The following is a 22,607-nucleotide window of genomic DNA, read 5'->3' on the forward strand; positions in this document are numbered from 1 at the left end:
CCTCAGGCATCAAGGCATACGTCGATATCGGACGCTCGCAGCACGATCACAAGCAAATCGCGATGGAAATGATTTTAGCGGCAATCACCCATCCGAAATTCAGATAACCCCAGGCGATGAGGAAACAGGCATGGCGGCGTATAGCAAGGCAGCAAAGCGACGATTGAAAAAAGGCCGGCCATTATTGCCAGCAGCAGAACGGGAGCCAAACGGACGAAAGAGCAGGAGAAAGTCTGCCGTGGTACGCAGGATGCATGAGACGGAAGCAGAGACAAAGCTGGTTGTGATTTCTGCCCGCATGAAAATGGGAATGTCAGCGTCGATCGCAGAGCGTCCAGAAGCTGGATCGGTGCTCGGTCGCCTGCATATCCTGTTTCCTGATCGCGTCACCTATGCGCATTATCAGGCAGGCTTGCGCTACGGGGCAGACTATTGCCGGTATTACGCTCTAAGCGGCATTCCATATCCATCAGCACGCGCCCACGACATGACCCGCGTTCATGGTGTCGGCACAGATAAGCCAGAAGCCGCAGGGCAGGCACGTGAGCGTGTTCTTGATCTGGGCGAAGCAATCCGAAAGGTCGATCAATCAGGCCGACCAATCGCCACGACAATCCGCAATGTCTGCATTCTCGATGAGGACACAGGCATGCATCTGCCCCACATGGTTCGATTCCTCGCCATAGGCTTAGATGCACTTGTGGATTTCTACGGGATAGATCGCAGGGCCAAACCAGAAGACTTGACTAATGAATGACATTTAGTCAGCCTGAATAAGGTAGGTGATTTGTTTCACCAGAAAAGATTTGAGATGCTTAACTCGATCCTCAACGGCGTTCTATACGGCAGCAATTACGAACATTTGAAGGCTTCGCAGCGAAGAGAGCTTGAATACAAAGCTCAAAGTCGTGCTGGCCAGATTATCAACGTTTCGGAAATGTCAGATGATGATTTGCGTCGGTGCGTAGCTTTCTATCAACGCAGAGATCGAGAAGTTACCAGCCAATTTTAAGTAATGTGCAAAAAGTGCACAAAACTATTCAGCCTCGCTCACGCGGGGCTTTTTCATTTGGAGGGATGACAGTGCCAGAAGACACTCAGGCCATCACCTCTCTAGCCGAAGCATCACAGAAGAAAGTCTGGCGCGCTCGCAACATGATCATGCTTGAAGCCGTCATAGCCGCTTTCATGGATAGCGGCACACCGCAAGACGTGGCGCAGATACTCAGAGAGCAGGCGGACATGCTGGAGAATTTCGGATGACCGCCAAGCTTCTCGCTGTCCCTCAACCGAGATTTGGAACACCAGTTGGTGAATGGCACCTTGTATTCGCATGGTTGCCTATCAGAACGTTTGATCGACGGTTTGTCTGGCTGCGCTTTGTGAATCGCCGCTGCATACAGAAGTACGATTATCTCCTCGGCGGAACTGATTTCTGGTGGCAGTATGCTCTCTAAGCTTCTCGCTCTCTCTGCGTTTATCCTCCTTGCCTCATGCGCATTACCTTACGAGCGTCACTGCTCATTCAACGATTACCTGACAAAGACGTGGTGTAAGTGATGGATAAAGACGTGACGTTTATATCTGAATATCGTGTGGTGCCTTTAGATGGCGGCTTTGTAGTCGAGATTATTCATGACCAGTCCAGCTTGTCAGAAAAACACGCTTTTACGAGCGCGTCGGATTTGGCTGGCTTCTTCCATCGCGTTCAAGCTGGAAGGCAAAGCTTGAGGTGTAAGTAATGAACAGTCGCGACCTTTCAACAGGCCGCTTCCTTAAGGGCAATCGCTTTTGGGAGGCGCGTTCCTCTCACGGTGCAAAGCCCAAGTTTGAAAACCCGGAAGACCTTTGGTCGGCATGTGTCGAGTATTTCAATTGGGTAGATGAGAACCCGCTTTATAAGGATCAGCTCGTCACTTTCCAAGGTACTGCAACACATGAGCCGGTGGCTCAGATGCGTGCGATGACCCTTATGGGAATGTGTCTGTTTCTTGATGTCAGCATTCAACAGTGGAATGACTGGCGCAAATCGCGTCCCGATTTATTTGAAGTCATATCGCGAGCCGAAGCAGTTATCTATCAGCAGAAGTTTTCCGGTGCTGCCGCTGATCTTCTCAATGCCAATATCATCGCCCGCGAACTCGGTCTCGCTGATAAAAGCGAACTGTCCGGCAAGGATGGCGGTGCAATCATCGTGGACACAATCAAGCGCACGATAGTTGACCCGAAGGCGGGCTAATTATGTCAAGAGAGTTGGAAATCCCAACGGCACGGGTGTTTCTTCCATTGCTTGAGCCAGCGCGTGATAAAGGCGCGTGGGGTGGTCGCGGATCTGGCAAATCTCATTTTTTTGCGGGCCTGCTAATTGAAGACAGTTTAGCGGAGCCGGGAAATAGCGGCGGCGAGGGTCTTCGGTCTGTTTGCATCCGTGAAGTTCAGAAGGATTTGGCGCAATCTTCCAAGGCATTGATTGAAGCAAAGCTTGCTTCTCTGCGTTTGGGTGAAGCTGACGGGTTCAAGGTTTATAAAACCGAGATATCAACGCCCGGCGATGGTCTTATGATCTTCAAGGGCATGCAGGAATATACCGCCGAAAGCATCAAGTCGCTGGAAGGGTTCAAGCGCTCTTGGTGGGAAGAAGCGCAGACAGCATCTAAAGGATCGATCAAGCTTCTCCGTCCGACAATGCGCGCACCCGGCGCACAAATGTGGTGGAGCTGGAACTCTCGCAGAAAGACTGATGCCGTTGACGTAATGCTCCGGGGTTCGGAGATACCAACAGGCGCTATCGTCGTAAACGCCAACTGGCGGGATAATCCTTGGTTTTCAGAGGAGCTGGAGCAAGAGCGTCTCGACTGCCTTAGAATGACGCCAGACGATTACGAGCATGTCTGGGAAGGCGGTTACGTGACAATCGCTTCGGGAGCCTACTTCGCAAAGAGTTTGACCGAGGTGAAAAAAGAGAATCGTATTGGGCGAGTGTCAAAAGACCCACTCATGACGATCCGGGCATATTGGGATATCGGCGGCACCGGAGCCAAAGCAGACGCTACAGCAATCTGGATAGTTCAGTTCATTGGCCGAGAAATCCGCGTTCTCGATCATTATGAAGCGCAGGGCCAGCCGCTATCGGTTCATGTGCAATGGCTGCGCGATAACGGATATGAAAATGCTCTTTGCGTGCTGCCGCATGACGGCGACACAAAAGACAAGGTGCATGACGTAAGCTTCCGCAGTGCGCTTGAAGAAGCTGGGTTTGAAGTCGAAGTTGTACCGAACCAAGGCGCAGGCGCTGCTAAGATGCGTATTGAGGCAGTCCGCAGGCTTTTTCCTTCAATGTGGTTCAATGAAGCCACAACGGAAGCCGGACGCGATGCACTGGGCTGGTATCACGAAAAGAAAGACGAGCAGCGCGGCATAGGCCTTGGACCGAACCACGATTGGGCGTCACACAGCGCCGATGCATTCGGCCTCATGGCTGTTCATTATGAGCAGCCGCGCATTCAGGGCAGACAGAGCCGCTACGGTGGCCGTTCGTCATCATCTACAAGTTGGATGGCAGGATAGGTTTAATCAATGGCAGAAGATGAATTAAACGCCTCAGCAGAAGCTGAGCGTAAAGACACGTCGCGCCTTGACCACGATAGCCTGCTGAAAAAGCTCAAGGGCTGGTTTAAGGCTGACTTGCCGCGTGTTCTTGAATGGCGCGAGCAGGCCCGTGAAGATTATGCGTTCTATAATGGTGACCAGTGGGCTGATGAGGATATTCAGGCTCTGAGAGCGCAAAAGCGCCCCGTTATGACCTTCAATCGCGTTGCGCCATTGGTGAATGCCGTCATCGGCGCTGAGATAAACAATCGCCGTGAGGTTCGGTTTATCCCGCGCGAAATTGGTGATGCCGAAGCAAATGAGTTGCTCACTAATGCGGCAGAATGGTTTCGTGACGAATCCAACGCGGAAGATGAAGACAGTGATGCGTTTGAGGATAATGTCATTTGCGGGATGGGTTGGACCGACACCCGCCTTGATTTCGAGATTGAAGCAGATGGCGCAGCGGTTGTTCGTCGTCTCGACCCGCTTAAGTTTGTATGGGATGCATCAGCGGTAAAGCCAAACCTCGAAGACGCGCAACATCTATTCTACGTCGATGAAAAGCCGTTATCTGAATGGATGGCTCTTTTCCCTGATGTTGACCCGGAAGTGTTGAACGCATCATGGGCTAAGTCTGGCAATGTGGACGGCACGCATGACAATGATGAAACCAGCTATGACGGCAAGTCGTCAGATGATGACAGCAAAAATCTGCGCACGATTGTGGAAGCGCGTTGGCTGGAGCCTGAGCAATATTACCGCATGCAAGACCCGCAAACGGGTGAAATTCGGGAAGTGGCGAAAGGGCAGGCAAAACTGCTTGAAGCCGCTGGCATTAAAGTTGCCAAGCAGACGCGCAAGGTCGTGAAGCGTGCCTTCATCGGTACCGGAATTATAGGTGATGTTGATGCCCCCATGGTGCCGAAGGGTATGTTCGGTTGGGAGTGCATCACTGGCTATCGTGATAAGCTGAAACGCCAGTTTTACGGTGTCGTAAGGCCAACCAAAGACCCGCAGCGCTGGAGCAACAAATTCTTCTCGCAGGTGATGCACCTGCTTAACAGCCAGTCCAAAGGTGGCATTATCGCCGAGCGCGATGCTTTTGAGGATGATCGGCAGGCAGAGGAAAGTTGGGCGCGCTCTGATAGCATCACATGGGCGAAAAAGAACACACTCGCTACGGGAAAGATACAGCCAAAGCCAACGGCACAGTTTCCGACTGGCTTCTTTGCTTTGTTCAATGAGGCAAAAGAGGCAATCAATCAGGTAACGGGCCTATCTCCTGAGTTCATCGGCACGCGAGAAGTTGATCAGGCTGGTGTGCTTGAAGCGCAACGCCGTCAGTCATCGCTCAATCTGTTGGCTTCCCTGTTCAACAGCCTGCGTCGGTATCGCAAGCGGCAGGGCCGCATTCTGCTTTATCTAATCCAGAACCATCTTGCAGACGGTCGTCTGATCCGCATCGTAGGAGACGAAAAGGCCGAATACGTTCCGCTGATGCGTGAAAACATTGCTGATGTTCAGTACGACATTATTATTGATGACGCACCAAGCTCGCCAAATGAGAAGGAGCGCACATGGGGCATCATGCAGCAAATGCTGCCTTTGCTCAAAGACGTGATTACGCCTGACATGATCCTTGAGATTGCTAAGTATTCACCACTTCCGGCAACACTTGTCGATAAGTGGATGAAAATGGCGCAGAAATCCAAGGAGGAAGCCGCGCAGCAGCCGCCTCAACCAAGCCCGGAAGAAATTAAGATGCAGGCAGAAATGCAAAAGCATCAGCTCGATATGCAGGGCAAGGCGGCTGACATTCAGGCCAAGCAGGAACAGGCGGCAGTCAAGCAGCAGTCTGATGCGGTTGAACTGTTTATGCAGCAGCAGAAAGCAGAACTTGAACTGCGAACCGCCAAGCAAAAGGCGGAGATTGATATGGTCAAAGCTGCCAATCAGGCGGCTCAGACAAGCATTCGCCAGCAAAACGCCAATACACGGCGCGGCGACATTTAATCCCGTCAAAGGACGGTTTCGGCTGCTAGTCCGCAACTAGCTTCGTTCGCCCACGATAAGGGCAAATAGGTGGAAAATGGATAACGAGAACAATAGTGGCTTTACCGCCGCTGAGGAAGCTTATTTCGCATCTGGTGGCGACGAAAGCACGCTGGAAGCTGAGGCAGGCACAGAAGTCGAAGAACAGCCCACTGGCGCTGATTTAACCCAGCAGACAGAAGAACAGCCAGAACAGCAAGAGCGCGATGACAAGGGCCGATTTGTGCCTCATGGTGCGTTCCATGCCGAACGTGAGGAACGCAAGAAGGCAGAGGCCGAGAAAGCGGAACTTGCGCAGAAGCTGGCAATCTTTGAAGACCGCTGGAATACTTTGTTGGCATCTGGCAAGCAGCCTGAGCAGGCAAAGGAAGAAGCTCCACCCGATCCCAATGAAGACATTATCGGGCATCTTCTGTGGCAGAGTAAACAGTTCGAAGCTGATAAAGCTGAGCGGCAGAAGCAGGCACAGGAACAGCAGCAACGCGAACAGAGCCAGCAGCAAGAACAAGTTATATGGTCAACATGGGATAACAGCGTTAATCAGGCCAAGGCATCCATACCGGATTTTGATCAGGCGACAGGGTTCCTTGCACAGCTTCGTGACAATCAGTTGCAGGCGTTTGCGGCAGTTGATCCAAACTTCGGCAATCAGCAGGCGCGTGTCGCTCAGATTAACGCAGAGCTTCGCCAGATCATCATTCAGGCAAAGCAGGCAGGCCAAGACCCCGCGCAGGCCGTCTATCAAATTGCTAAAGGCTATGGATACGCGGCCGCCGCACCCGCTCCAACCGCTGGCAAAATCGATAAGATTATTGAAGCGCAGGCTGGATCAAAGACCATCGCCGGGACAAATGGCAATGCAATGACTGATCCATTGTCAGCGCAAGCCATTCTGGAAATGCCGGCGGATGAATTTGACGCTTGGATGACCAATCCAGCGAACGCCAAGCGTTTCAACAAGATACTACAGGGCATGTGATCCGGGCCAAAACACACCTTGATCACAATCCTACCAAGCAAGGCTGTCGCGCTTAGCGGTGGCCTCTAAAGCCCAGGTCACGGCTTAAAACCGATCTTCGTTTGATTGCACGATAGCCAATCAGCCCGCGCCGAGGGTTCAAGTCGGCTTCGCCTCGCTCGCAGCGTCACCGCGACAAATCCCCTTGATTTTTCAACGTTTCACTGGAGAGCCACCATGGCTACAACTACCATTGCGTCAAACAACGCACTGACCGTAAAACTGTGGGCTAAGAAGCTTGCACAGGAAGTTTCCAAAGCAACCCCTATTGCTCCTTTGATGAGCACTGGCACCAACTCAATCATCCAGCTTAAGGATGAAACGCAGAAGGGCAAAGGCGATAAGGTCACATTCGGCCTGCGCACTCAGCTCATCGGTGACGGTGTGTCCGAAGGCACAATGCTGGAAGGCAATGAAGAAGCACTCAGCACCTATAATGACGCCATTATGATCAACGAACTTGCGCACGCTGTTCGTGTTCGTAATGAGCAGACTATCGATGCGCAGCGCGTTCTCTTTGATATGCGTGAAGAAGCAAACGCCGGTCTGGTTGATTGGTATGCTGACCGCATGTCGCTGATGTTCTTCCTGCATGTCTGTGGTTACACAGCGCCATCGATCGGGTTTGAAGGCCGCACCGTTACGCTTGGCGGCGTTCATACCGGCTTCAATGCAGTCACAGCCCCAACCCGCCAGATTTTTGCAGGAACTGCGACAGCAGAAGCGGGAACAGGTGCACTGACTTCGGCCGATACCTTCAAGCTTGAACTCATCGACAAAGCTGTTGAACGCGCAAAGCTTGCCAACCCGAAAATCCGGCCTGTTCGCATTGATGGTGGCAATCACTATGTGATGTATCTGCACCCAACGCAGGTCACTTCCATGCGCACGAACACCTCAACGGGCCAGTGGCTGGACATTCAGAAGGCGGCTGAAAAGCGCGGCTCTGATAACCCGATCTTCTCTGGCGCGCTTGGCGTTTACAACAACGTCATTCTTCGTGAAAGTGAGCATGTGACGACTGGTGTGGCTGGCACAACCACTCAGACCGAAGTTCCGACCGTTCGCCGTGCTGTTCTCCTTGGTGCTCAGTCTGCTGTGGCTGCATTCGGCATGAAGAACACCCCGGAGAAGTTCAAGCGCATCGAAGAAACCTTTGATTACCAGCGTGAACTCGGCGTTTCTGCCCAGACCATTCTCGGCATGAAGAAGACCGTCTTCAACAACAACAATTCCGATTTCGGCGTGATTGTCGTTTCCACCTACGCAGCTCCTGCTTAATCGGATGAGGGGCGGGCTTCGGCTCGCCCTTTCCGCAAGGTTTCCCATGGATGATACCGATTGGTCGCTCTTGGATTTTGGTGATGCAAAGCCAAAGCCGGAAAAGTCTGAACCGCCGAAACCGGCTGGCAAAAAGAGCAAGGGTAAATAATGGCTATTCTTGTAACAACTTCCGGCCCGAATAACACAATCCCGGCGCTTCTCGACGCGCAGGACCGGACATTCTACGACATGATGACGGTCATTGCCGACGAGATTGACGATACGACCGGCGAATATACGCCACAGATTCAGAACTGCATTTTCGCAGCGATCCGCTTTTGCGAGCGCAATGTTTATTACTTCAACGAAACCCGCGATGTGACGTTCAAAACAGTTGCGGGACGTGAGTGGTACGATAAGGCCGATAACGCCAATATTTCGTCACTTGTGCGCGTTGTTGCAGCATATTGCGAAGATACAAGCGGCCAGCGCACAACCCTGCGCCGTGTCATGCCGGAAGACATAGAGACTGTTTCGGACAATACCGCATCGCGTGGCGAGCCGTACATGTTCACGTATTTCGGCCAGCGCATTCGGCTTTATCCAGTTCCGAACGACACAGAATTCACGATCCGTTTGCAGCTTGGGCCGTATCGCCTGGCTGAAATTCAGACGTCGACGGATAGCAATGCTTGGTTTACCGAGGCCTTTGACCTGATCAAAGCGCGTGCCAAGTACCAGCTTTACAAGGATTATCTCAAGGATGCGACACTCGCAGCCGCTTCTCTAAATGACTACAAAGAAGAAGACGGCGCGCTTTCGGCTGAGACTTCGCGCCGCAATGGAAGTGGCCAAATCATCGGGACTTGCTTCTAATGGTTGCTATTCCTGCTGCTGAATACCGGCCCGATGTTGCAGATATCAATTCTGCATACACTGATCTTCTGTTGAATGTCTTGCCGTCTGCTAATGGCTTCATTCCGATGAAAGACTGGAGCGCGTTGACTGAAGCATTCCCAGAAGACCCTTTGGGCGTCTTTGCAGTTCGTTCCCTTGATCAATCGGTTTATGTCTTCGGCGGAACAACAACAGGGCTTTTTCTGCTCGATAATACAACTCTGGCTTGGAATGAGATAAGTAAGGCAATAGGCGGATATCATGCCTCTGGTGATGCGCCTTGGTCATTTGCCTTGTTCGGTGAGTATGTAATCGCTGTCAATCAGAATGACGCCCCACAGGTCTACCAGCTTGGCACTGATACGGCATTTCGCGACCTTGGCGGCTCACCGCCGCGTGCTGGACTGGTCAAGATATGGGGTGATTTCGTATGCCTCATGATGCTGCCAGACAATCCAAACCGTGTGCAATGGTCAGGCTTGAACGATTGTGAGTTCTGGACACCAGGCACCAACAGCTCGGACTTTCAGGACTTCCCAGACGGTGGACGCGTTCAAGGTTCGACGGAAGCAACAAACCCGCTCATCTTTCTGCAATCCGCAATCTACGCCGGTACATTCGTTCCGGGTTCGGACATCATTTTCACGTTTCACAAGGCACAGGATAAGCGCGGAGCTAAATCGCCTTGGGGTATCGCTTGTCGCGGTTCTTATGCATTCTTTGCAGATGAAGGCGGTTTCTTTCAGATTAGCTCAGAAGGTGGCGAATTGCTGCCGATTGGCTACGAGAAGGTAGACCGTTCCGTTTTTACACGTATGGCAGCGTCGAACCTTTCGGAAATGTCAGCGGTTATCGATCCGTTCTACACCCGCGTATATTGGGCGATGGATTACAACGGTGTCGGCATTTATAACGAAATGCTGATTTATGACTGGGGTGTCCAAAAGTGGTCACTGGTCGAGATTTCAGTCACCGACATCGTTCCATTCTACACCGCAGGCTACACGCTGGAGGGATTGGATTCGATAAGCACCAACCTTGATACGCTGCCTTTTTCTCTTGATAGCAAGGCGTGGCAGGGCGGAGCGCCAATCCTCGGAGCATTCAAGGACAAGCGGCTTGGATCGTTCACAGCTGGCAATATGGAAGCTACACTCGTTTCTCAAGAGTTTGGCGCAACTGATGGCCGTATTCAGCGCACGCGCCGCGTTTATCCAATAGTCGACACGGATCAGCTATTCTTGTCAGTTGGCGTTCGGATGCGCCGCAATCAATATGAGCCAGTCAAATGGCTCTCTGAAACAAGCCCGTCATACAATACGGGCATTGCTCATAAACGCTCAAGAGCGCGTTTTCACAGATTTAAGACCCGCATTCCTGCCGATGAAGAATGGTCGCATCTGACAGGCTTTGACGTGGCGTTTGAGGACGCGGGATGGCGATGAAAATCATCAACACGCAAGATTGGACTATCGACCAGATTGCACCTTATGGCCGCGATCTGACGGCAGCAATGCGCAGGCTCTGTGAGAAATACCCTGATGATCTGACGGTCGAAATCCTCATGTCAGGGATTATGAGCGGGAAAAACCAGCTTTGGCTCATTTTCGATGAGAACGAAGCGTTCAAAGCCTTTGTTACGACAGAGATTTATACCGCAGAGGCAACAGGCAAAAAGCGCTTGCATTTGTGCGATCTGGGCGGCGAGGGCGGTGTTTATCTGGCCGATCTGGTGACGGAATTAGAAAAGTTCGCACTCTCACAAGGCATCACCGAAATTCAGGCCATGGGGCGCATTGGCTGGCAGAAGCAATTGGCAAAGCACGGCTTTCAGCCGATGGTTTTCCGTTATCGTAAGGAACTGACACAATGAGCTTTGGTAGCAGCAAGCAGGAAAGCACTCAGACTTCCGAACCGCCATCGTGGGCGAAGCCGCTTTTTACGACTTCTGCCAAGGATGCATTGAACCTGTATAATTCAGGGCAGGGCGGCAATGTCTATCAAGGTCAGCGTGTCACTGATCTAAACGGCACGACGACAGGCGCAGTCAATAAGCTGACTGGTGCCGCTGATATGTACAATTCAGATGCTGTCAATAAGCTGGCAACTGGCGACACATCGAGCGCGATGAACCTTGCAAACATGGCAAACGGTTCGATGATCGGCAATAACACGGCCTTCAATGAAGCGCTTCAGAACACGCTGAACAACACGGCGACAACAATTAACTCCAGCATGTCAGGTGCTGGGCGTTACGGGTCTGGTGCTCATTCTGGCGTTATGTCCAATCAACTTGGGCAGGTTGCCACCAATGCAATGGCGAACCAGTATAACCAAGACGTCACCAATATGATGAACGCGAACAGCCAGATTGACAGCGCTAATCTTGGCAAGCTGTCGGGCCTCAACTCGCTTTATCAAGGCTATTCAAACGCCGCAGGCAACCAACTTGCAGGCGGGCAGGTGCTTGACCAGAACGCACAGAACAAACTCGATGCTGAACGCGATAAGTTCGCGGAAACAGATAATCAGGGATGGACGCGTCTAGGCCTCTTGCAATCAGCCGCAGCAGGAGCGGCAGGAAACTACGGCACCACAACCGGGAGCCAGAAAAGTAGCTCAAAGGGCATGAACTTGCTTTCTGATATTCGCACTAAGGAAAACATTGTGCCTGTCGGTGAGCGAAACGGCTTCAAGCTCTACGAGTGGAATTATCGGGGCCTGACCAAGCGTTGGCGCGGCGTCATGGCTCAGGATTTGCTCGAAGTTAAGCCGGAAGCGGTCACGCAGGGCGCAGATGGGCTTTACCGGGTCGATTATTCTCAACTCGGCTTCGAAATGGAGGCAGCATAATGTTTGACTATCGTTTCAATGGCCTGCCAAACATGCTCACCGCTCGCATGCCTCTCATGCCGCAAAACATGCTGTCGCCTATGGCTCAACAGCCGCCACAGCAGCAGATCGATCCGACAGCTACGGCAGCAATTCCGCAGCCTATGCCGCCCGTTCCAGCACAGGTTCCGCAGGGCGATCTGAATTATTTCCCGCCACAGCCTGACGCGAATGCTCCGCCAATTACGCCACAGGACTATCAGGCTTCACTCAGCCTTTTGCAGCCGCAGCAGTCTGGTCAAGCGCAGACCAAGCCTCAATCGGTTGGTGGCGGCCTTGACATGGGGACCGTCTCAGCATTCCTACAAGGTTTAGGCCGAGGTAACGGATTGCTGTCTGCGATCGGTGGTGGCCTTGGCGCCGTTCAAGAGCGCAAGCAGGAAAACCAGACAGTCAAATATCTAACTTCTCGCGGCATTCCAGAAGGTGAAGCGCAGTTATTGGCGCAAAGCCCGCAGGCAACGTTTCAGGTACTGCAAAACATGCGCAATGGCGGCGATCCGAAAGCTATGCTCGAATTGCAGAAGCTTGGACTTGAAGTGGAAAACCTCCGCAATCCGCAGATTAAGCCTACAACTTTGATGCAGAACTTGTCAGCAGCAGGCTTGCAGCCGGGAACGCCAGAGTATCAACAAGCGGTGCTTGCTGGCACTAAAAGTGGGGTTAATGTCGATGCTAGAAATATGGGAAGCATTCCGCAAGGTTACCGTGTCAATTATGACGAAAATGGCAACCCTGTAAGCATGTCACCTATCCCAGGCGGGCCAGAAGATACGACGAAGACAGACGCGGCTTGGAAGCAAAACCTTGCCACATCTACCGACATCATCATCAACGCAGCAAAATCAGCGCGAGAATTAGCTAAATCTGGTGGTCGAATGACAACGGGTGTCGGCGGGCAAGTGCTTTCCAACATCGGCGAAAGCAACGCGGCTGAACTTCGCCGGCAAGTCGCAACGCTCACGGCGAACGCCAAGATTGAAAACTTGCAAGCGATGCGAGCCGCAAGTACAACAGGCGGGGCTTTGGGCGCTGTATCTGACAGTGAAAATGCAATGCTGGCGGCAAAAACAGGCGCACTCGATCCTAGTGCTTCGCCCGAAGTGTTTCAGCGTCAACTCGATGATTATGAACGAACCTTGCTTCGGATTGTTCACGGCAAGGAAGCAGGCGACAGCATATTTGAAGAAACACGCGGTGAAAGCGGCGGCGCTGTTCAGGCTGGACAGGTTGAGGATGGGTATCGCTTTAAGGGCGGCGACCCAGCGAACCCACAAAATTGGGAAAAGGTGAACTGATGGCTGCCCCTTGGGAAAAATATCAGACGAAAGCTGCGACAGGTACCGCTGCGCCTTGGGAAAAGTATCAGGCGATTGATCAAGAGCGCACAGCGTCAACGGATCTTGGCGATTTCAACGTGCAGCAGCAAGCCGACCAATACGAGGCTTTACGTGGCCCGAATGCACTCAGCGATTCCAGCGACAGTATTCTGGCCGGAATCCCTTTCGGGGATGAAGCAGTGTCAGCTATGACTGGCCTTGCTCGCGCAGGTATTAACGCGATCAAGGGGGACGGCTTTAATTACTCGCAGGAGTATAACCGCCAGATGGCGCTGAATGAGGAATTACAGCGCAGGCGTGAAGAACGATCCCCTATTGCTTCAACGGTTGGCAAAGTAGGGGGAAGTGTCGCCGTGGCCGCATCTGCTGCACCCGCAATGCTTTCAACACGTTTCGCCGCAGCGCCTTTGATGGGAAGAACTGCTGCTGGCATTGGTGACGGCCTTATTAGTGGGGCAGTGTATGGAGCAGGTGAAGGACAAGGGCTAGGAGATCGAGCCACGAATGCGGCGACGAATGCCGCAATTGGTGGGTTTATCGGCGGGGCGTTGCCGGTAGTAGGAGCAGGTCTATCTAAAGGTTACGAAGCATTCCGAAACGCTCGCCTTGCAAACCCTATAGCATCGCAAGCGAACGCAACACCGGAAGCACTAAGGGTGATCGGTGATGTCCTTGAAGCCGATAACACGCTTGGCGCGGCAGGCCGTCAAAATATGGCTCGCGCCGGTCAGGAGGCTATGCTTGTAGATGCCGGCCCAACAGCCCAGAGCTTGCTAGACCAGACTATTCAGCGCAGTGGGTCAGGCGCTCGCGTAGCTCGTGATGCGATTTCTCAGCGCGTATCGCGGGACAGCGCCGCTATAACATCTGCGATGGATGATGCCTTCGGTGCGCCAACTATGGCGATGCCTGGCACTGCCAATTCGTCAGGGCGAACGGCGCTATCAGGTCTGTATGATCAAGCCTATACGAAGCCAATAAATTACGCTTCGAACAAGGGTATTGAAATAGAACAGATGATCAAAAATCGTGTTCCAAGGAGCGCGGTCGATGCCGCCAATAATCTTATGCGCGTCGAAGGCGCACCGCCATCCCAGCAGATTCTTGCAAAGATGGCTGATGATGGGTCTGTCGTGCTTGAACGGTTGCCCGATGTGCGACAGCTTGATTACATCACTCGTGGTCTTAATGAGGTTGCAGATCAGGCTGACGGAATGGGCAAGCTCGGCGGGACTACTCAGATGGGCCGCGCCTATGGCAACCTTGCTAAGGATATTCGCTCACGCTTGAAATCACTCGTTCCCGAATATGGTCAGGCACTTGATGCAGCTGGGACGGAAATTGGCAAAGTCAAAGCTGCTCAGTTTGGCTATGACATGATGGGAAGCGGCGTGAAGCGCCAGGAAGTTCAGGAATTTCTGACGGGCCTTCCTAAAGCCGAAAAAACTGAACTTGTGAAAAACATCCGTCAGGCGATTGATGATCGTATTGCAAATGTCACAAGAGCGGTGTCGGACGGCGATATGGATGCGAGAGAGGCGATCAAGGCCCTGAAAGACCTTTCTAGCAAGTCAAGCCGTGAAAAGGTTTTACTAGCCATCGGTCCCGATAAAAGCCAACGCCTGTTTACAGAACTCGACCGTGCCACCAAATCTTTTGAACTAAGATCAGCAGTTACGCAGAATTCTAAGACATATGCCCGTCAGGCGATGGATGACCGCGTAAAAGATTATACACAACCCGGCGTGATCGGCTCATTGGCGCGTGGCGAAGTGAAGAATACACTTCAAAAATTTACGCAAGCTGCGACCGGGAATACTGATGATGTCATTCGTTCAAAAGCGGACCAGATCTATTCTCAGATAGCGGAACTTCTGACCAGACAGGGCGGGCCAGGGCAAGCGGCGTATAACGCAATCAATCAGCTCAATCAGACAGATGCCGCTACGTTGGCGACATCTGAGGCTATTCGACGGCTCATTTCCCCGCGTCTCGCCTATCCATCCACCGCGCTAGTAGAAGACAAGCTGCCATTCCGCCAAAGCAAATAAGCAGTAACTGCCATAATGGAACGCTATCTCTAAGGCCATTCAGCCATAGAGCCAGTCCTCCTACAACAATTAGCGCTCCAACCGCCCCAACTATCGCGGCTTCTTGTTTAATAGACATCTAAATCCTTAGTAACACGTTGTCGTTACAGTTCCGTACCCGCCATTGGAAACACAAGCGCTTGGACCGGCGGCGGCGCGGGTCATAAGGTACTGCTTGAACTGTTCAGAAGCTCGCGCGTTGCTGCCTCGCCTATATTGTTCGGCGTTTGTTTCAATAGAAACGCACTGCTGAAATGCTTGCGTGTTAGGCTTAAGTCCCTGTTTAGCGCATTTGATGCCAATCTGCTTTCCGAGTGTTTGCAGCTCGGCATAATTCATGGCTTCAATTGGCTTAGTTTGGCACCCAGCAATAGCCAGTATGCATGCAATGACTGCAATCGACTTCATCCCTAACCCCTATCTATCGCCGCCAGCAGAATAGACGAAGATATTATAACTTGAAAGTAGGCCGCTCCACTTGGGGCGGCTTTTTCTATGGAGAAAGCAATGGCGACCAATAAGCAGGCTTTCATTAACTCGATCCTGCCTGCCGCCATTCAGTACGGGCAGCAGATAGGCGTTGATCCACGCATCATAGTTGCGCAGGCCGCGCACGAAAGTGCATGGGGCCAGTCGGCCCCCGGCAACAATTATTTTGGCATTAAAAGCCATGGAAAGGGCGGCGGGCAGACATTTACAACGCATGAGGTCATTAACGGCCAGCGCGTGAAGATGGATGACAGCTTCCGCACCTTCAACAGCCCGTCAGATAGTGTTGCTGGTTACGCTGACTTTCTGACAAGCAATAAGCGCTATCAACCGATGCTTGCCGCTCAAGGGCTTGATGCTCAGATTGATGCGTTGGGTCGCTCCGGGTATGCGACTGATCCAAACTATGCAGATCGCATTCGATCTATCGCGAAAAACATCCCTATCGGCTCTCAGGTTGCTTCTCAGCAATCCTCCCCGCCCCAAGCGCCGGGAACTCCTGCACCAGCTTTTGGCGATCCTATTACCATCGGGTCAAAACCAGTGGCGCAGCCGCAGAGCGTTATGGGTTCGATGGCTCCGGCAGCGCAGCAGCAACCCAGCTTTCTCGATGGTGTCTCTCAGATCGCAGACGGCAATTACCTCGACGGCGTGGGGCAGATGTTCGGCTCAATGTCAGCTGGCGGTGGGCAGCAACAGGCTCCGCAGGCTCCTGCAATGCAGCTTGCGCCGGTTCAAGGACCATCGGGCCAGCAAGCAACAGCTTTGGCCAATTATGTTCAAGCCCTTTTAGGAAAGAAGGTATCAAATGGTTAGTCTCGGTATGGGTTTACTTGGTGGTGCTGCTACTGGTGCCGCATCTAGTGGTCTTGCGGGTGGCTTAACAAGCGGGTTGGCAAATGGATCGATTAACGGTCTGACCGGCTTTGGCAAGGCGCTGGAGGGCGTGCAGAGCATCGGCAAGATGCTTGGCGGCGGCGGGGGCGGTGGAGCACCGGGAGGCGCAGCGCAAGGCGGTCAAGTTCAGTACGGCAGCAACAACGGCGATGCATTGGCCGGATACGTCATGCAGCTTCTGAACCAAGGCAAGGGTGGCGTGAAATGAGCAGTATCTGGGATTGGTCGCTACAGGCGGCATCAAACGCCAACTCTGACGACAATATCAACTGGCAGGAAGGACAGCCGCCTTCGACGGTTAACAACTCCGCACGATCGATGATGCAGCGTGTCAGAGAGCTTCTATCTGATCTGGGCGCAGTGACAGCCGCGACAGGCACAGCAAACGTGATCAGTTTCGCAGCCAAAAGCACGTTTAACACCTATATTGACGGCATCCGTATTGCGCTCAGAGCAGCGAATACCAATACCGGATCAGCAACGCTGAATGTTAATTCGGTGGGTGCAAAGCCTATCTACACAGTGAACGCAAATTCTGGCGTCACGCCGCTGTCAGGCGGGAATATAACTGCAAACGGCATCTATGAACTGATCTACTCTGCTGCACTTGATGGCAATTCTGGCGGCTGGTTACTGCTCAATCCCACAATGTCATTCAAGCCTGTCGGCTCATACGAGATTATGGCCGCGCCTGTAGTTCCCGCTGGCTATCTCTATTGTGACGGCAGAGCAGTTTCGCGAACGACCTATGCGTCATTGTTCAATGTGATCGGTACGCGCTTTGGTGCTGGTGACGGTTCCACAACATTCCTGCTTCCAGATTGGCGCGGTGCTTTCATGCGCGGCTGGGATGATGGCCGTGGGCTTGATAGTGGGCGTGTCTTTGGTGTGCAGCAGAACAGCCAGAACAAAGCACATACACATACATTCAGTGGCACAACAACAAGTAACGGCAGTCATACACATCCAATCACCAATATGGGCCTTTGGACATCTGACGGAAGTACAGACGTGCGTTCTTGGGGACAAAATGGGCAGACTTACAACACTGGAGCGGCAGGCGACCACACTCATACATTTAGCGGGACGACTTCCAGTGATGGCGGCACCGATGCTCGCCCGATTAACAATACCGTTTATGTAGTGGTGAAATTCTGATGGCGGAAAATATCAGCCCTTTTGCCGTGTCTGGCGCAGTCGATCCCGGAAAAATCCGCGTCGTTCTCTTTTCAAGCAATCGTCTCGTTCATATCTCGCTGTCGGACCTTATCAAGCCTCTGACGGATGAAATTAACGATCTTAAAACCCGCTTATCGGCATTGGAGGGCTAGTAATGGCTGTTCCCTATCACACGCATACTTTTGAACTGAAATCCGCCACGAAGGATGACGTGGTGACAGGCGTGAGAGACGATTTATCGCTCACGCCTGCATCAGTCGGTTCGGCGGCGGCAAAGGAAGTTGAATACTTTGCCACTGCGACGCAAGGGACCAAGGCCGATAACGCCGTTCAGCCTGACGATTTGTCAGACGTAGCTATTTCCGGACAATACGACGATCTTGTAGGCAAGCCCTCATTAGGGTCAGTGTCAGTAACCAGTTATCCTCCGGTGCCGTCTGGCAAAATACTCAATGATAAAGGTGAGTGGATCGAGGCCCCAGAGATGGGGCTTTTTAATCATGACACGCTCGCACAAGCAAACGCTGACTTAGCCAATATCCCAAACAACGGCGGCGTGAATATCGTCGCTGACGGCCTGAATAACGGCTTCTATGTCAAGCAAGGCGGCATTCTCGTCAAAAAGAGTGACGCTACACTCAGCTCGCTTGATGTACGAGTATCCGGTGTGTCAGAAGCATTCTCTATCCAAACAGAGCAGCCTAATCTTCTGTCAATGGATGAGGTGCTGTTCAACGATCTGTCGCGATGGCTCACAGTCCCACTCCCACCAACAAAGCAGATATTTAGTCGTAGTGGCCACCCATCCGATCAGCAGGCCGTTGGGGTTATTACCGCAAATGTTGGGCAAAATAGAACGGCGACCTTCAGCATCAGCAGGTCATCTTTCTCGGGCGCTCGTTTTTCTGCTTCTGTGCGGCTTGCTGCAGCCGACGCAGCACCAGACACCCCCGGCGGCTCTGGTGTTAATCGCTTCATGATCCAGCAGATGAATAGTGCGAACGCAGAAATAGCAAACACTCGCCAGTCAGTTGCGATGTTTGGTGCTGCTGGTGCCGATGGTCCATTGGATTTCGGCTTTGGTGACATTGAGTTAGACCCAGCTTGTCAATCAATCCGCCTGATTTTTGAGTTGAATGCAATCGGTTCAACTGCTGGCGCGGCACGGAACATGGCGATCCAGCGTATTTTAATTGCAAATGGAAGTAGTTGGGCATGGCGGCCACCCGCCGCCGTAGCAGCCAGTTCATTGGACGCGGCAACAGGTTCGGGCAATGGATATATGACCCCACCGCTAACGGCATCCGTTATGTCCAAGGCAAACCTTTACGAGGTTTTCCAGCCAAACCTTCTCACAATTGAAGACATAGCAACGTTGAGCGGTCCGCACTTTACGGTGACTGGATCGAGTACGACGCCCACTGAAAAGGTTTCTATTGCTGGCATACCCGCCTTCAAAATTACTTGTGATCCCGGAAAAAGCCGTTCTGCGATTTGGAAACTACCCAAAGGTGCGTTTGATCCCTCACTACCACCCGCTGTTGCCGTGCAATTCTACTCAGTCGATGCGACGGTGGGCGGTAGTGGTCAGGTGAGACTGCTCAAACGTCAGCTCAATGGTACCACTGAAATCTCAGCCGTGCGCGAAAGCGCAGTACTTGTAGGCGCTGGGGCTTTGCCCCCCGACAGCGAGCGGGCAGCAACTCGTCTTCAGCAAAACGGATGGGATGCATCTGCGACGTTTGTTGAGCTATATGTTGACATCACGAACACCGGCACCGAGCCGCGTTCTGTCATCGTTTCCGCGCCAATTATGGCATCAGGTGATGCAACATTCCGAGGCCCTGCTGTTAGTTCGACCGGTGGGAATTCTCCTGTTATCTATGCTGATCCGGCAGGCAATGATGCGGCTGCCGGGACTAGCATCACCCCGAAGAAAACCATCCAAGCGGCTATCGACGCTGCCGCGCCTTCTGGAACGGTAATACTAAGTGGAGGTGATTATTCTGACACGGTGCTGAATTTGGCAAACGCATATGGCTTGAAAATCTACGCAAGAAACCATGCTCGACCTGTGATCGTCGGTGGGACCAAGCTTACCGGCATCACCAAGTCGTCAGGATATACGAAAGTTTATCAGGCAACGGTCTCCAGCGCACTTGCGACCTATCTTTCGACCGAGCAAGCCAACGCAGATAACAGCCCCAAAACATGGATTTTCCAAAGAGGTGTTGCCGATCCCACGACAGCCATTGTCGCCTCAGAGCGTCATCCACTGCATCGTGGTCAAACACATCGTCTCGCTGATATCTGCCGTATCTGGAATGTTGCAAGCATTGCGGCTATTGATAGTGCTTCACGCGCTTCATGGTTCATCAGCGGCACAACCGTTTATTTCAGCATTGATGGAGGTGGTAGCGCGATTGCGGCTGACATTTACATTCCTTCATCGTCTGCCATCAGCGGCTTGAATGGCACTCAGGCTGTTCGCATTCACGGTTTGGAAACGCGCTTTGTTGGCTTGCCTTTCGATAATGCAGCCGTGCTTGATCTTTATGGTGTCCGTTGTCTGGGTGCGCGTGGTGAAGGCATCACCTTTGACGAAACCCAACATGCGCGGATTGAGCATTGTGAGGCCGGAGCATGTGGTCAGGATGGGTTTAACAACCACACTTATGCATCATCTCCTTACCGCTCAAACTATCAGGTTAGTGAACTTTGGAGCCATGACAACGGTGATGATGGACGCTCGCCACATGAGTATTGTGAAGGCTCAGATTGGAACAGCCTTTATGAATACAACTTTGATCGCGGGGTCATTGTCTCATACGGCGCACATGAACAGGCCAATTTCTGCATGACGCGAAACAATGGCTGGGGCGTAACCGTAGGCGGTGAAGGCTTTGTAGCTTCTGGCGGCGGCACCGAGGGTGTCGATACAAGCCTGATCACACGCGGATGCATAGCTATCGGCAATCGCCGCAATTTTGCTGCCTCTGTCGACGCGACGGCCCATCACATCGTTATTGACGGTGTCAGTATCGATCCCGTGACAGCGCACTATTCCGGCATTCAGGGTGGACGGCTGGAATATCTGCGCTGTGATACGTCAGGTGCAGGAACAGTCAAAGAAACCAGTGGCGGTGGCTCGGTGACGGCAATAGCTGCACTCACCCGCGTGCCATAGCGAAAACACTAATGAAAGGAGGTCAGTTGATGGACGTCAATTCTTGGGATTCTTACTTTGCTAGTGCCTTCTGTTACGGTTTTTTAGGGTGGTGTATGGGCCTAGGTTACGCCCATGTTCAAAAGGCCACAGCTCAAAAAAAAGATGAGACGAACCCTAAACTGAACGGCGCTCATAAACTTCATAGACCGTTTGGTGATCCGGCATTCAGACGCCAGTGCGTGTTAGAGCGATTTAATGTGCCGCATATTCGTGTTTGGACAGATGAACAGCTAGCGACGGAAATTGCAAGCTATAGCGCGGGTTACGCCGGTGCTATCCTGCCGCCCGAATACTCCGATATTGCAGTGGAAGAATTTCAACAACGAATAGGAATGATAAAATCTAGAGATGAAATTAAAGAGCTTTACCTAGGAGCACTGACGCATACTGGTCATTCGCAGAACACATGATCCTGATGTTTTAGCACTAACATGAAGAAGCGGACGATTGACCGACCACTTATCAAATAAAAACCCCGGAGACCGCAAAGCCCACCGGGGTTACGCTAGTCCGCATTGGGTGTGGGTTTGCGCAAGAGTGTTCTTAGAGGAACAGATCGAAAAAGAAAAGCCCCGGCAGCGAGGGGGCTGAACCGGGGCCGCATCGGATCGAAATTGGGGTGACAATCCTGCGCCCGATCATAATCTCACAATAATAGGAAAACACAAACAAAAACCCCGGCGATGAGGCCGGGGCTTAAGGTTAGCGGCAAGCTGCCATTTTTTCGTCAGGTGGCGAAGCTTCTGCCATATCTTTGCGCAAATCTTCGAGCATCTGACGCATTACATCTGGATGCCGCTCAATCATCAATAAGTAAGCACGATTGCTATCGAGAGGGCGGGAGCGGTTCTGTTCCCAATCGCGAATTTGGTGAACGCTAAAACAGAATTCAAACGCGAAGGCATCCTGAGAAAGGCCTAGACCTGTTCTGATACCTTTAACGTCAACATCAGCCGGTATATGAATGTGGGCGGGCTTGAGCTCTCCGCGAGCAATAGCGCTTACTTCGCGGGCAGCATCAAGCAAACGGTTTCCAGCTTTGCTCATGATGCAGTCCTCATCTCCTTGACTTTCTCTCTTACTGATGCGCGCCAATCCTCAGCTACGCTAGAGAGTATCTTCTTTAATTCTGCCTTCTCTGCGGCGGACAGATTGATTTTTTCGCCTTTAGCATAAACGTCCATTATAAAGACCGGGACGTCTTCCGCAGCATAATAGGTAATAATCCTATAACTGCCACTTTTGCCTTTTCCGGGTTTGGCGAAGCGCAACTTGCGCGCACCGCCTGTTCCTTGGATCAATTCGCCAGCCATAGGGCTTTCTGCAAGCAGGTTATTGAGCCGAAGTCTTTCGTCTTCAGTCATTCCCGCCTGATCAGCGGCCCTGCGATAAGAGTGCGTTTCGATCACTGTGTGCATGACTAACGACTACGGGATATACGTAGTTCCGTCAACAAACATTTAATTCGCTAAGAATTATTTTCAACCCGGAAAATCTCTGGGCGCATTGCCGTGCGTAAACGGTCGAAAGGAAACCACCTTGAATATGCACCTTGGCGATACCCGCCTCTTGATTGAGGCTGGTCGAGAACGCGGACTATTGCGTAATCAGTTAGCGTATGTGCTGGCAACGTCTTTTCACGAAACGGCCCATACGATGAAACCGATCAA

At 52.2% G+C, this 22,607-nt stretch carries 22 protein-coding genes and 1 pseudogene; 20 read left to right on the forward strand and 3 right to left on the reverse strand.

Going from position 1 to position 22,607, the window contains the following annotated elements:
• Nucleotides 1–130: 130 nt before the first annotated feature.
• The 14 genes from OPR82_RS21435 to OPR82_RS21500 all read left to right on the forward strand — a co-directional run bounded on the left by OPR82_RS21435 (nucleotide 131) and on the right by OPR82_RS21500 (nucleotide 15,104).
• Nucleotides 131–757 carry a hypothetical protein gene (locus OPR82_RS21435; protein WP_265986997.1) on the forward strand — a complete coding sequence of 209 codons (627 nt, stop codon included), beginning with the start codon at nucleotides 131–133 and terminating at the stop codon, nucleotides 755–757.
• 326 nt (nucleotides 758–1,083) lie between these two features.
• Complete coding sequence (locus OPR82_RS21440) at nucleotides 1,084–1,263, forward strand: hypothetical protein (protein WP_265986999.1); 180 nt, start codon at nucleotides 1,084–1,086, stop codon at nucleotides 1,261–1,263.
• Nucleotides 1,264–1,559: 296 nt separating this feature from the next.
• Nucleotides 1,560–1,742: a hypothetical protein gene (locus tag OPR82_RS21445; protein WP_265987001.1), complete on the forward strand. Its 183-nt coding sequence runs from the start codon at nucleotides 1,560–1,562 to the stop codon at nucleotides 1,740–1,742.
• Complete coding sequence (locus OPR82_RS21450) at nucleotides 1,742–2,239, forward strand: DNA-packaging protein (protein ID WP_265987003.1); 498 nt, start codon at nucleotides 1,742–1,744, stop codon at nucleotides 2,237–2,239. Before OPR82_RS21445 ends, OPR82_RS21450 begins: the two co-directional genes overlap by 1 nt.
• A gap of 2 nt (nucleotides 2,240–2,241) precedes the next feature.
• Complete coding sequence (locus OPR82_RS21455) at nucleotides 2,242–3,567, forward strand: phage terminase large subunit (RefSeq protein ID WP_265987004.1); 1,326 nt, start codon at nucleotides 2,242–2,244, stop codon at nucleotides 3,565–3,567.
• 9 nt (nucleotides 3,568–3,576) lie between these two features.
• Nucleotides 3,577–5,604 carry a portal protein gene (locus OPR82_RS21460; protein ID WP_265987005.1) on the forward strand — a complete coding sequence of 676 codons (2,028 nt, stop codon included), beginning with the start codon at nucleotides 3,577–3,579 and terminating at the stop codon, nucleotides 5,602–5,604.
• Between the two features lie 76 nt (nucleotides 5,605–5,680).
• Complete coding sequence (locus OPR82_RS21465; protein WP_265987007.1) at nucleotides 5,681–6,622, forward strand: hypothetical protein; 942 nt, start codon at nucleotides 5,681–5,683, stop codon at nucleotides 6,620–6,622.
• A 216-nt stretch (nucleotides 6,623–6,838) separates the two neighbouring features.
• On the forward strand, nucleotides 6,839–7,942 hold the full coding sequence (locus OPR82_RS21470; protein WP_265987008.1) for a N4-gp56 family major capsid protein: 1,104 nt from the start codon (nucleotides 6,839–6,841) through the stop codon (nucleotides 7,940–7,942).
• A gap of 150 nt (nucleotides 7,943–8,092) precedes the next feature.
• Complete coding sequence (locus OPR82_RS21475) at nucleotides 8,093–8,800, forward strand: phage adaptor protein (protein ID WP_265987009.1); 708 nt, start codon at nucleotides 8,093–8,095, stop codon at nucleotides 8,798–8,800.
• Complete coding sequence (locus OPR82_RS21480; protein WP_265987011.1) at nucleotides 8,800–10,266, forward strand: hypothetical protein; 1,467 nt, start codon at nucleotides 8,800–8,802, stop codon at nucleotides 10,264–10,266. The genes OPR82_RS21475 and OPR82_RS21480 overlap by 1 nt, the downstream gene beginning before the upstream one ends.
• On the forward strand, nucleotides 10,257–10,694 hold the full coding sequence (locus OPR82_RS21485; RefSeq protein WP_265987012.1) for a hypothetical protein: 438 nt from the start codon (nucleotides 10,257–10,259) through the stop codon (nucleotides 10,692–10,694). The genes OPR82_RS21480 and OPR82_RS21485 overlap by 10 nt, the downstream gene beginning before the upstream one ends.
• The gene (locus OPR82_RS21490) at nucleotides 10,691–11,674 is read left to right on the forward strand and encodes a tail fiber domain-containing protein (protein ID WP_265987013.1); all 984 of its coding nucleotides are present in this window, start codon (nucleotides 10,691–10,693) and stop codon (nucleotides 11,672–11,674) included. Before OPR82_RS21485 ends, OPR82_RS21490 begins: the two co-directional genes overlap by 4 nt.
• Nucleotides 11,674–13,011, forward strand: coding sequence for a hypothetical protein (locus tag OPR82_RS21495; RefSeq protein WP_265987015.1), 1,338 nt, complete (start codon nucleotides 11,674–11,676; stop codon nucleotides 13,009–13,011). Before OPR82_RS21490 ends, OPR82_RS21495 begins: the two co-directional genes overlap by 1 nt.
• Nucleotides 13,011–15,104, forward strand: a complete 2,094-nt coding sequence (locus OPR82_RS21500; RefSeq protein WP_265987016.1) for a hypothetical protein — start codon at nucleotides 13,011–13,013, stop codon at nucleotides 15,102–15,104. The genes OPR82_RS21495 and OPR82_RS21500 overlap by 1 nt, the downstream gene beginning before the upstream one ends.
• A gap of 126 nt (nucleotides 15,105–15,230) precedes the next feature.
• Here the strand turns inward: OPR82_RS21500 and OPR82_RS21505 are convergent, their stop codons facing one another.
• Nucleotides 15,231–15,551 (reverse strand): hypothetical protein, encoded by a 321-nt coding sequence (locus OPR82_RS21505; protein ID WP_265987017.1) that lies wholly within the window; start codon nucleotides 15,549–15,551, stop codon nucleotides 15,231–15,233.
• A 99-nt stretch (nucleotides 15,552–15,650) separates the two neighbouring features.
• Between OPR82_RS21505 and OPR82_RS21510 the strand changes: the two are divergent.
• From OPR82_RS21510 to OPR82_RS21535, 6 genes and pseudogenes are all read left to right on the forward strand, one after another.
• Nucleotides 15,651–16,142: pseudogene (locus OPR82_RS21510) on the forward strand (glycoside hydrolase family 73 protein); the annotation flags it as partial.
• 298 nt (nucleotides 16,143–16,440) lie between these two features.
• Nucleotides 16,441–16,737 (forward strand): hypothetical protein, encoded by a 297-nt coding sequence (locus OPR82_RS21515; protein ID WP_265987018.1) that lies wholly within the window; start codon nucleotides 16,441–16,443, stop codon nucleotides 16,735–16,737.
• The gene (locus tag OPR82_RS21520; RefSeq protein WP_265987019.1) at nucleotides 16,734–17,687 is read left to right on the forward strand and encodes a phage tail protein; all 954 of its coding nucleotides are present in this window, start codon (nucleotides 16,734–16,736) and stop codon (nucleotides 17,685–17,687) included. Before OPR82_RS21515 ends, OPR82_RS21520 begins: the two co-directional genes overlap by 4 nt.
• Nucleotides 17,687–17,860 (forward strand): hypothetical protein, encoded by a 174-nt coding sequence (locus OPR82_RS21525; RefSeq protein ID WP_265987020.1) that lies wholly within the window; start codon nucleotides 17,687–17,689, stop codon nucleotides 17,858–17,860. The genes OPR82_RS21520 and OPR82_RS21525 overlap by 1 nt, the downstream gene beginning before the upstream one ends.
• Nucleotides 17,861–17,862: 2 nt before the next feature.
• Complete coding sequence (locus tag OPR82_RS21530; protein ID WP_265987021.1) at nucleotides 17,863–20,895, forward strand: hypothetical protein; 3,033 nt, start codon at nucleotides 17,863–17,865, stop codon at nucleotides 20,893–20,895.
• Between the two features lie 29 nt (nucleotides 20,896–20,924).
• Nucleotides 20,925–21,347, forward strand: a complete 423-nt coding sequence (locus tag OPR82_RS21535) for a hypothetical protein (RefSeq protein ID WP_265987023.1) — start codon at nucleotides 20,925–20,927, stop codon at nucleotides 21,345–21,347.
• 292 nt (nucleotides 21,348–21,639) lie between these two features.
• Here OPR82_RS21535 and OPR82_RS21540 read toward each other — a convergent pair whose 3' ends face one another.
• Both OPR82_RS21540 and OPR82_RS21545 read right to left on the reverse strand, forming a co-directional pair.
• A complete protein-coding gene (locus OPR82_RS21540; protein ID WP_265987024.1) occupies nucleotides 21,640–21,984 on the reverse strand; it encodes a helix-turn-helix domain-containing protein in 345 nt (114 codons plus the stop codon).
• Nucleotides 21,981–22,301: a type II toxin-antitoxin system RelE/ParE family toxin gene (locus tag OPR82_RS21545; protein WP_265987025.1), complete on the reverse strand. Its 321-nt coding sequence runs from the start codon at nucleotides 22,299–22,301 to the stop codon at nucleotides 21,981–21,983. The genes OPR82_RS21540 and OPR82_RS21545 overlap by 4 nt, the downstream gene beginning before the upstream one ends.
• Nucleotides 22,302–22,607: the final 306 nt, after the last annotated feature.

Origin of the sequence: Ochrobactrum chromiisoli, from assembly GCF_026241335.1 — a bacterium.
Taxonomy (GTDB): Bacteria; Pseudomonadota; Alphaproteobacteria; order Rhizobiales; family Rhizobiaceae; genus Brucella; species Brucella chromiisoli.

Bases quoted from the DNA above. Each gene is read 5' to 3' on its own strand.
- OPR82_RS21545 (WP_265987025.1), bottom strand. From the start codon at position 22,301: ATGACTGAAGACGAAAGACTTCGGCTCAATAACCTGCTTGCAGAAAGC.
- OPR82_RS21530 (WP_265987021.1), top strand. From the start codon at position 17,863: ATGGCTGTTCCCTATCACACGCATACTTTTGAACTGAAATCCGCCACG.
- OPR82_RS21460 (WP_265987005.1), top strand. From the start codon at position 3,577: ATGGCAGAAGATGAATTAAACGCCTCAGCAGAAGCTGAGCGTAAAGAC.
- OPR82_RS21540 (WP_265987024.1), bottom strand. From the start codon at position 21,984: ATGAGCAAAGCTGGAAACCGTTTGCTTGATGCTGCCCGCGAAGTAAGC.
- OPR82_RS21535 (WP_265987023.1), top strand. From the start codon at position 20,925: ATGGACGTCAATTCTTGGGATTCTTACTTTGCTAGTGCCTTCTGTTAC.
- OPR82_RS21500 (WP_265987016.1), top strand. From the start codon at position 13,011: ATGGCTGCCCCTTGGGAAAAATATCAGACGAAAGCTGCGACAGGTACC.
- OPR82_RS21485 (WP_265987012.1), top strand. From the start codon at position 10,257: ATGGCGATGAAAATCATCAACACGCAAGATTGGACTATCGACCAGATT.
- OPR82_RS21515 (WP_265987018.1), top strand. From the start codon at position 16,441: ATGGTTAGTCTCGGTATGGGTTTACTTGGTGGTGCTGCTACTGGTGCC.
- OPR82_RS21505 (WP_265987017.1), bottom strand. From the start codon at position 15,551: ATGAAGTCGATTGCAGTCATTGCATGCATACTGGCTATTGCTGGGTGC.
- OPR82_RS21490 (WP_265987013.1), top strand. From the start codon at position 10,691: ATGAGCTTTGGTAGCAGCAAGCAGGAAAGCACTCAGACTTCCGAACCG.
- OPR82_RS21495 (WP_265987015.1), top strand. From the start codon at position 11,674: ATGTTTGACTATCGTTTCAATGGCCTGCCAAACATGCTCACCGCTCGC.
- OPR82_RS21435 (WP_265986997.1), top strand. From the start codon at position 131: ATGGCGGCGTATAGCAAGGCAGCAAAGCGACGATTGAAAAAAGGCCGG.
- OPR82_RS21470 (WP_265987008.1), top strand. From the start codon at position 6,839: ATGGCTACAACTACCATTGCGTCAAACAACGCACTGACCGTAAAACTG.
- OPR82_RS21520 (WP_265987019.1), top strand. From the start codon at position 16,734: ATGAGCAGTATCTGGGATTGGTCGCTACAGGCGGCATCAAACGCCAAC.
- OPR82_RS21525 (WP_265987020.1), top strand. From the start codon at position 17,687: ATGGCGGAAAATATCAGCCCTTTTGCCGTGTCTGGCGCAGTCGATCCC.
- OPR82_RS21465 (WP_265987007.1), top strand. From the start codon at position 5,681: ATGGATAACGAGAACAATAGTGGCTTTACCGCCGCTGAGGAAGCTTAT.
- OPR82_RS21445 (WP_265987001.1), top strand. From the start codon at position 1,560: ATGGATAAAGACGTGACGTTTATATCTGAATATCGTGTGGTGCCTTTA.
- OPR82_RS21450 (WP_265987003.1), top strand. From the start codon at position 1,742: ATGAACAGTCGCGACCTTTCAACAGGCCGCTTCCTTAAGGGCAATCGC.
- OPR82_RS21475 (WP_265987009.1), top strand. From the start codon at position 8,093: ATGGCTATTCTTGTAACAACTTCCGGCCCGAATAACACAATCCCGGCG.
- OPR82_RS21480 (WP_265987011.1), top strand. From the start codon at position 8,800: ATGGTTGCTATTCCTGCTGCTGAATACCGGCCCGATGTTGCAGATATC.
- OPR82_RS21455 (WP_265987004.1), top strand. From the start codon at position 2,242: ATGTCAAGAGAGTTGGAAATCCCAACGGCACGGGTGTTTCTTCCATTG.